The sequence below is a fragment of the Mesorhizobium sp. P3_A9 genome, assembly GCF_056402975.1.
Genome location: NZ_JBFUGJ010000049.1, coordinates 18,278 through 27,152, shown reverse-complemented (window position 1 = coordinate 27,152; position 8,875 = coordinate 18,278). Strand labels below are relative to the sequence as shown.

At 57.6% G+C, this 8,875-nt stretch carries 7 protein-coding genes; all 7 read right to left on the bottom strand.

All coding sequences use genetic code 11. The features are described 5' to 3' along the window. The coding region (locus AC1DX0_RS10530) for a sulfotransferase (RefSeq protein ID WP_477355262.1) at positions 1-405 on the bottom strand (405 nt) is incomplete at its 3' end. Between the two features lie 209 nt (positions 406-614). Continuing rightward, on the bottom strand, positions 615-1,982 hold the full coding sequence (locus tag AC1DX0_RS10525) for a polysaccharide biosynthesis/export family protein (protein ID WP_477355259.1): 1,368 nt from the start codon (positions 1,980-1,982) through the stop codon (positions 615-617). A gap of 132 nt (positions 1,983-2,114) precedes the next feature. After that, entirely contained in the window at positions 2,115-3,335 is a 1,221-nt protein-coding gene (locus tag AC1DX0_RS10520) for a glycosyltransferase (protein ID WP_477355256.1), read from the bottom strand. Between the two features lie 73 nt (positions 3,336-3,408). Next, entirely contained in the window at positions 3,409-3,852 is a 444-nt protein-coding gene (locus tag AC1DX0_RS10515; protein ID WP_477224200.1) for a GFA family protein, read from the bottom strand. Between the two features lie 260 nt (positions 3,853-4,112). Next, a complete protein-coding gene (locus AC1DX0_RS10510) occupies positions 4,113-5,744 on the bottom strand; it encodes a nucleoside/nucleotide kinase family protein (protein WP_477224199.1) in 1,632 nt (543 codons plus the stop codon). A 377-nt stretch (positions 5,745-6,121) separates the two neighbouring features. Then, a complete protein-coding gene (gene nusG / locus AC1DX0_RS10505; RefSeq protein WP_477224198.1) occupies positions 6,122-6,685 on the bottom strand; it encodes a transcription termination/antitermination protein NusG in 564 nt (187 codons plus the stop codon). Between the two features lie 15 nt (positions 6,686-6,700). Continuing rightward, the gene (locus tag AC1DX0_RS10500; protein ID WP_477224197.1) at positions 6,701-8,860 is read right to left on the bottom strand and encodes a GumC family protein; all 2,160 of its coding nucleotides are present in this window, start codon (positions 8,858-8,860) and stop codon (positions 6,701-6,703) included. Between the last annotated feature and the right edge of the window lie 15 nt (positions 8,861-8,875).

Here is an 8,875-nt window from a genome sequence, read left to right as displayed (position 1 = left end):
TATTAGTCCCTTGATAGACTTCGCTCTCTGCCACTTAAGCTCCATTGAGCTTATGTAAGAAAATGGATTCCTCGTAATATAGAGAAATATAGCCTCCGGAAAAATCCCGTGGACAAACGGTACGCGCAAGACGTTGGCAGGTGTGTTTTCCATGATTTGCCGGTCGCCGTGCCGCGACTGATAATCGAGGAACCGGCCGCGAATGTAACGAGCGACCCTATCGGTGGCATCGGTTTCGACGAATTCGTCATGACGCCGCGCCGGATCGGCATATAGCCACAATGTTTTTGGCTCGTACCAGGTAACGATGTCGGGGTGCAGCCCGATCAATTTTTGTGCGATTGTGGTCCCCGACCGATAGTTGCCGATCAGAAAAATCGGAGGTTTCAGCTCTTTTTCTGTCATCATAAGTCTCCGTCGCTAAAGGTGAGCCAGGATTGCGCCGATCCGCACGACAAGCTGCGGATTGCACCCGCGATGCGCGATCGGACGATGGGAAGGCGGCGCTGGGCGCGACGCAACGTCTTGCGGCGCGCCGCTGTACGGAGGAGGTATCCGCTCTGCTCCGTTTCGACATCGGCCGCCCGGAGTGATGGAGCGGACACCCGTTGGTGCTATTGGCCGACAATGCTTGGCTGAAGTGCCGGGCCTTCGGCATTTGGTGCCGCTATTGTTCCCAACGTGTCCGGTGCGTAGAACCCCTTGTTGGCCACAAGCGAAACCTCGATGACGTCGCCAGCTTTGACTTCCGTGTTTTCATCGGCGACGATGTCGTGGGCGACTTTCTGGTCGCGCCGGAAAATCAAAATCTTCACAGAGCCTTGCAGGTCGTCGAAGGTCCTCTGTTCGCCATATGTGAAGATAAAGAGAAGCTTGTCGGCAACATACCTTATTTGACTTTGAACTTTTCCCAGCTCGACCTGCGTATCCTGTGTTTGTGAGATCAAGTCCATTTCATAACTCTGCTTCTTTTTTCTCAGCTCGCTCTCCGAGTTCAGCATCGCCTGCTGCGCTTGCTCCTGCTGCAGTTCGGTCTGCGCAAGTTCGGCGCGATAGCTCGTATGGGCTCTTTCCGCCGTCATGACATTCGAGTTGGTTATCAGACCTTTTTCCCGCAGCGACCGGGCAGACTGCAGTTCTTCAAGTTGAATGTTCGCGGTCTTTTCCCTCTCTTTTCGCGTGGCAGCGACCATATCAACTTCCTTCCGGGCCCGATCCAACGAGACATCCAGGTAAGAAATGTCGTCCCGATATGCGGTAAGGCRGGCGTCCAGTTGCGCTTGTTCGGACGCTATGATGTCGGCAATCAAGTGTCCGCCAAACTCGACCGGCGGATCCGCCGGAGCAACGAAGGATTTGTCCGCCCGGCTTTCCGCCTGAAGCCGGGCGAGCCGAACCTTCAGACGATATTCTTCGATCGCCAGACCTGCGCGTGCGCTGCGCAGATCAGCTATTTGCAGGGCCGGCTCCGTGTTTCCCACGACGGTAGCCCGAAAGCCGCCGGCTATGGTGAGTGCATGGCGAACCGTTATTCCGGGTTGAAACGGGTACGATCCAGGATGAGCCACCGTTCCGGAAATAAAGAATGGCCGGTACTGACCGATCTCCACCTTCACAAAGGGCTCGAGGATGAGCTTCTGCTGCTGAAATGCACGCTGAATGGCCTGCGAAAGGGCAACGGTGGTGAGGGCGCGCGCTTGGATATCGCCCAGCATGGGAAGTGATATCGAGCCCCGATCATCGACCACGACTTCCAGCGGATAGGATTCCTCGCCAATCACGGTTACCCGCAGGACATCGCCGGTGTCGAATGTATATCCATCGGCACGGGATGCGTCTGCCGTGAGCAGAACAAAGGCAATGGCGAGGCCACCAATCATTGCGAGCATACGGCCGGCCGCTGGTTCGGATCTGGGAAAAAGCCGTCGGCCCCAATCCTTCATTCGCAAAGGCTGGGAAGGAAATTGCTGGTCAGCACACATCGTTGTACTCCGGTTGTCTTGCTTGCCGTCAAGACCAATCGACATTCGTCGGCTGGTGCGTGACAGCAGGGTATTTGTGGGTTCGAGAAGTAAGCCTTGGAAATCCGCTCTCGGTCGAACGAGCAAAAGGGATCAGAATCCGTGCAGTCCCAAGGTTTGCTTGGCGCGGCCATCGCGGATTCGAACGTCGTTTGGCCTTGCGGCTGAAAGGGCCGACTCAAGAACGGACTGATAAATCAGCTCGACCCTGTCGCACATGGCGTCCAGCCCCCAGGATGAAAGGTCGGTGAGTTTCGCGCCATCAGCCAGTCGAGTGCGGTAGTGCTCATTTTGGAGAAGGTCGGCGATCGCAGCCGCTGCGGCGCCAACGTCTTCTGCGGGCGTCACAATTCCATTCACGCCATGCTTCACAACCTCTTCCACTCCCGGCAGATGCGAGACCACGCTGGCTCGACCGCCCGCCAAATACTGCATCATGACGCGAGGCAGTCCTTCTCGCATCGACGTCAGCACACACACGTCTGCTAGATTGATCAKCCGCTCAGGCTCGCTATGGTATCCGATCATGCGAATGTTGTTTGCGAACGGGGATCGTTCAATCGCCGATTCAATAGTGGCCCGCGCCGGTCCTTCACCGGCCAGGATCAGTCGCACGTTCGGAATTCGGTCGACGACTTGCCCAAATGTTTCAATGAACTCTACATGGCGTTTTCTCGGTTCCAGTGCGGCCAGCATCAGGATCACCGGTGGCTTAGGCTCTCCGGCAGCCGTCCCCAGGAGCAGATGCGCTTCTTGCGGCCATTGCGCGTTCGCGAAGCGTGGCAGATCGAAGCCGGAGTGGACGACGTGGTGCTGATCGGCGCTGCCCAAACGATTGGCGACGCAAATGTCGCGCATAGCCTGACTGACATCGATGAAAGCTTGTGTGAACTTCGCGGCCAGGCGTTCGGCGCCCAGAAATATCAGCCTCTGCGCGTTGCCAACATGCACGAAAGGCAAAATGTGCACGCCATGGATGATGCAAGGAATATTGGCTTCCCTGGCAGCAAGCCGGCCGACGATACCGGCTTTGCTTTGATGGGTATGCACGATGTCAGGTCGCCAATCGCGCATAAGGCGAGTGAGTTGCCCGAACGCAGAAATGTCACGGGATGGCGAAATGGAGTTGATGAGTTTTTCAAGCGTCACTACCCGAACGGCTTGGGCAACGGACGTCCGCAAACTCGGGTCGTACTCCTCGCCGTGGACCAAAAGCACTTCGTGGCCGTGCCGCGCCTGAGCTAGACAGCAGGCCAATGTGTTCTCTTCGGAACCTGCCCGAAGCAGTCGTGTGAGCACATGAACGATCTTCATTTGCCAATACCTCCAGGGGACCTGAAATCCGGCGGCGGCGCGTCCGGGTGGAAGATTGAGTGCAAAATCAAATTCACGCGGCCGCATCGACGTCCGACAACGACCTCGGCGTCGGCACTTCGACGTTGTGCGCCGTTGGCCGGTCATGCTCGAACTGTTCGGTGCCGGGCAAGGCATGCAGCCAGGTTTCGCGTCTTGAGATCCACAATTCATATTCGGGTACGAGATCGGTCGGCGCGAGGTCGAGGCTGCCGATCATCACTTCAGCCTCGTTGTCGTCGATCCGAGCGACGCGGCCGCCGCAGGTCGGGCAGAAGCTGCGCATGCCATAGGAACTGACGAGGCCCGTCTTCTCGAGTGCATCGCGCGGCCAGATGGCAAAGGCCGAATAGGTCGAGCCGCCGGCCTTGCGGCAATCCTTACAATGGCAAAGACCAATGCGGAGCGGCGGACCGCGGACCGAGAACTGCACGCCGCCGCATAGGCAACTGCCGGTCCTGCGTATGGTGTCGGACATGGCAACCTCCCTCAATGCTTGACGCTGCGGGCCGGGTGGGACAGGTGCTCGTCCGAAACAGAGCCATATTGGCTCGTTCAAGTCAGAGCGCCATGCCGATCCCGGGATGAAAACGGCCTCTAGCGGCGCGCCGCCATCGAGCGCGAGCGTTCGGTGGCCTTTCCGCCGCCTAGCAGGGAACACCAGTCGATTCGCGATGGCGGAAGGCGCGCGTCAGGGTCTGTTGGGGATACTGGCCGATGAGCCGCCCGCCCTGCCTCTCACAAAGACAGCCAGATATGCCTGAACAGTTCCCGCCCGACCGCCTCTATGCCGGCGCTCGCGTCAATGGTTTGGATGTTCTTGTCCTTGGCTCGCAGTTCCGCCATCAGCGATAGCCGCGCATCAAACGCTTCTTTCCTGATTTCTCCCGGCTTTCGCTGCTCGGAGACGGCAAAATCTGAAACCAGGTGCATAGTGAGGTGTGGCCGGCATTCTGCCATCTTCTGATAGAGGCTCTGCTCCAGCCGGGCGAGAGCTGACAAGCCTGGGACGCTGAACAGGTGTGGTGGGATGGTTGGCCCGTCCAGATATCCCCTGCCGAGCGCTTGCGGCCACCTGTCGCAAATGACGATCAGGCCGCGCGTCGCCCATCGATGTGCACGTTTCACGACAGCGTATCGCTCAAACGCGATCAAAACTGCCCACAATGCCAACGCGGCAGCAGCGACTCCTCCCTTCGACCAATTTCGGCTAGTGGAATTGTTGCCACCTTGCTGGGCCAAGGACTTAAGGCGGCGTCTATGGGGAAAAACCACAGTCTGCAACGCTTTGCGAAGCCACCAGCCATTGCCGTCTCCGATTCCGACATATGCTTGCGCACACCCGAATTTCCATCGAAATGTCCGTGTCAGCCGATCAACCTGAGTGCTCTTTCCCATGCCATCGGGACCTATGAGCGCCACTACAAGGCCACCAGCCGCAGGCCGTCTCTTTGGTGGAAATCTGCCGGGCATCAATCGCTGAAGGGATCTCAATGCGAGATACGAGGTCTTGCGGGCCAAATGAACGCCGGCGTCGGCTACTCCGTAACGTCCCGTGAAGCCGCACATTTGCCGGATTGAACGCCGCAGTCCGGCAAGATCTCCGCGGTGGACGACCAGACCGCCGGCGCTTTGCAAAAGCCTGCAGCTCGCGATTCTCCCGCCGCCAAGCGTGTATTCCACGACATGCAAGCCTTGCTCGCCTGACGGAAATGGCAGGCGTGCAAATTGGTCCTTCCAACCATTCCCGATGGTGATCCATTGTCTCCAAGGCAGTGCCCAGGCCCGAAAGGCGAAGCGAGCAATTGCTATCCGAATCTCGTCTTCGGGAGAGACGACCGGGATCGATACGCCGTCCACGCAAATCGACTCCCATCGTGTAATCGCCGCATGATCGAATACCGGATATCGCTTGCGAAACTCCCAGCCGACCCGGACCCCGATATGCATGTCGAGATGGAGATAGCGGCCATGCGAAAAGTCGGGCAGGAACCAGTCCTCTCGGCCGGCGCAGACATTGTCGTAGCAGGACAGGCTCACGCTGCGACAGCCGTGCAGCTTGCTCACGATCGAGCAGAAGGCTGGGTAGTCGTGTTTGTCCAGAAGGATATCCAGATCGTCCCGGCCCGCAAGACCGTATTGCAGGGATGCGAGATCCTGAATTATTCCGTACCTCAGACCGCCAGCATTGAATGCTCGAAACACTTCTGTGGCGATCGGCAGGGACGGCACCGTCTTGAGGGGCAGGATGGGGGCGCTTCCGTCGGTTTGTGTAAGATCTGCATCTGCTTTGCTACCTGACGGGCTTGCGCCAATCACTCTGGCTGGCGCTGGAGCATTCGCCCCCGGCGTCAACGCTTCGGCCAGCATGCTTGCCTTGGCCTCTGGAGCCCAGCGACGATATTGTTGCGGCTGCAGGCCATCCCGAGGCGCTCCAGGGTCTGCGGGACGGTGGCTCCCGGGTTTGGATTTCCGTGAAAGTTGCAAGAGGTTTCCCCAGTTGATCGCATCGAGAGTCAATCGCGGATCGTCGCCGGAAAGTCATCGAATTGGCACCACATCCATCCATTGGCGGCGGCTTCGGTGAGACGAAGCATCCAATGTTCTCAATGGCGACTGCAGGCTCGGATGTCGGCTTTTCAAGCTGCCGCATCGAAGGTGAATTGGGTGCCAATTCGTCCCTCCTTGCCCGATGGTCTCGACATCTTCCGCACAAAAATTGTTAGGTGAAAACTAACGCATAGACTTCAAGAAATTGCTGAAAGTTTATCCCGGTCGATCGTAATTGGAATCGACCGGTTCATAATATCGAGGAGAATTCTGACCGCTCCAGCACTGCCGACATGATCAAGAATGCCAAGCTGGTCCGAAAACGGTCCATCTATTATCCTAACTCTTTGACCTGGCATCAATAGAATGTCCGGGTGCAAAATACCGTCGTCATCGGTTGCTGAGATCAAAGACTCAATCACACCATATGGCGCCGGTATCGGCATTCCTTTGCTCATCACGAGTTTTCGGACGCCGACGGTCGAGTTGATCGGGTACCAACTCTGCTGATGAACAGCCAGCGAGACGAACAGATAGCAGTCGAAATACGCACTGGAGACGGTTCTGACGATGCGCGCGTGCCGGACGGTTCGTCTTCGCATGGGTAGATAGGTTTGGAAGTTTTGCGACAACAGGTGCCGCTCCGCCAAGCTCTCCGAATGTTGGTGCGTCTGGACCACGCACCAGCGCGCGGCGTCCCCGTGGTGAATGTTTCCGACCGGCTCGAGAGAGCGAATATGAGATGAGTCAGCGTGCTGCATGGCTAAATATTTTCTCTAGTTGAGGTAGTAACTGTCAGAAACACTACTTTCCAAGGACGTGTAGCGGCCATATTTCGGCAGCTTTGGTTCCTCCACCATTGTCAGGGCGATGCCGGCAATCTTGGACCGGCCGCCAAGATGGCGAATTCCTTCGGCAACGGCCTCGCGCGAGGTTTCACGCCACTTCACGACAAAGAGGACTTTGTCGACATACCTCGCTAGGATCGAGGCATCGGCCGCAGGTCCAACAGGTGGTGCGTCAATGATCACCGTGTCGAATCTCCCGCGAAGCTCGTCGAGGACCGAGCGCATTCGCGCGGAAGCAAGAAGGGCAGGCGGGTTCCGTGTCCTTGCACCGGCGGGCAGGAGGGAAATCCCCGAGCGTTCGTCCCGATGAATTGCGTTTGCAGCCCTCATCGGCAAAGTCAGAACGTCGACCAATCCGACCTTATCCGCCATGCCGAAGAAGGCCGTGGCAGCAGAAAGCCGCAAGTCCGCATCAACGACCAGAACCCGTTCGCCGTCGGCCGCGGCGGAGCACGCCAGGCTCAACACCAGGGTTGTCTTCCCTTCGCCGGGCATCGCCGATGTCACCAGCATGAGGCGGGGGGATCGGACCAGGTCCGGTGTCGCCTCGATGCCCAGACGAAGCCGCCGCACGGCTTCGCTATACCTGGATAGTGGTCTGCGTTCGAGATAGGCCACAGGCTGGGCCTGCGACTGGGCGTCTCTCGACCAGCCCGGCATACGTGGCATGGACGCAAGAACAGGAACGGCCAACTCGTCCTCTATCTGCTTCTTTGCCATGAAGCCGGAAGCGAAAAGTTCACGAAGAACGGCGCCGGCCCCCCCGACGAAGAGGCCGAGGACAAGTCCCATGGCCGCAAAAAGTGGCCTATTCGGGAAGCTCGGCGAATCCGGAACACCCGCGTCGGTGATCACACGCACGCCGCTGTTGAGGAGGGTGGACTTCTCCTCGGTGAGCTTGGCGCGTGACAGGAATGTCTCAAAGAGTTCCTTGTTCGCGGCGGCAATCCTCTCCAGATCGCGCAACTGAACGCCGACCTGACCTTCGATTTCGGACCGGTTGGATACTGAATCCAAGGCTCGAGCCAGAGAAGCTTCCCGGGCCTCTGCGGCATCGACTTCATTCTTCAGATTGCCGATGAGACGCTGGACTTCGGCGGCAATCTGTCCCTCGATGTCGCGCCGCTCTGCCTGAGCAGTCATGACATCCGGATGCCGATCACCATATTTCAATTTGAGGTCGGCTTCCCGTCGTGTCACTCCAGAGAGCTGAGCCCGAAGTGCGCTGATCACCACGGATTGCAGTACGTCCGGTATCGACTGGATGTCGCCGCCGCTAGTCTGCAATTTGTCAACTTGTTGAAATTGCGCCCGTTTCTCCGACAGTTCGGCGCGTGCGTTAATCAACGCGATATTCAATTCGGACAGCTGCTGGTCAGTCAAACTGCCTGCAGGCGTCGCCAACAAATTGTGATCGATCCGAAACTTCTGGACGACTTGTTCCGAAACGCTCAGTTCCGCTCGCAGGGATGCGGCCCGCTCACTGAGCCATGTGGACGCTTTCCTGGCCCCTTCGTAGCGAGACCTTACGCGATCAGCCAGATAAGCCTGGGATATTGCGTTCGCCAGGGAGGCTGCTTTTCCTGGGTCGTAAGCGGTCACTGAAATCTCAATAACATCCGCCATCCCGACACGCGAGACTCCGAGCGCGCGTTGCAGCCATCCTAATGCCCCCAACCCGATCTTGGGATCCTCCGTCAGCTTTTCGCTGTCGACGACCTTCTGAAGGAGCGATGCGGATCTCAGAACCGCAATCTGACTTTCGACGAATGTCGAATTGTCGGCAAAATCGGAATTGGAATAATCCTGCGGAGTCATATAGTCTATTGGGGAATCGAGTAAGATTTGTGCAACCCCTGTATACGATGGCGGAAGCACATAGGCGGCAATCACAAATATGCCGAAGGTGATCACTGCAATGCTGCACACAAGCTTCCATCGACGGAGAAAGAAATCAAGGATTTCCCTCACGTCCAGCGGTAGCAACTCTCGGGTTATGATCGGATTGTCAGTTGGACTTGCCATTTCCGAATCCTTGAGATCAGCGGCGCAACTCCGCCCCTCCAGCGTCGGCTGAATTTGCTTCACATCAAAACAATTCGG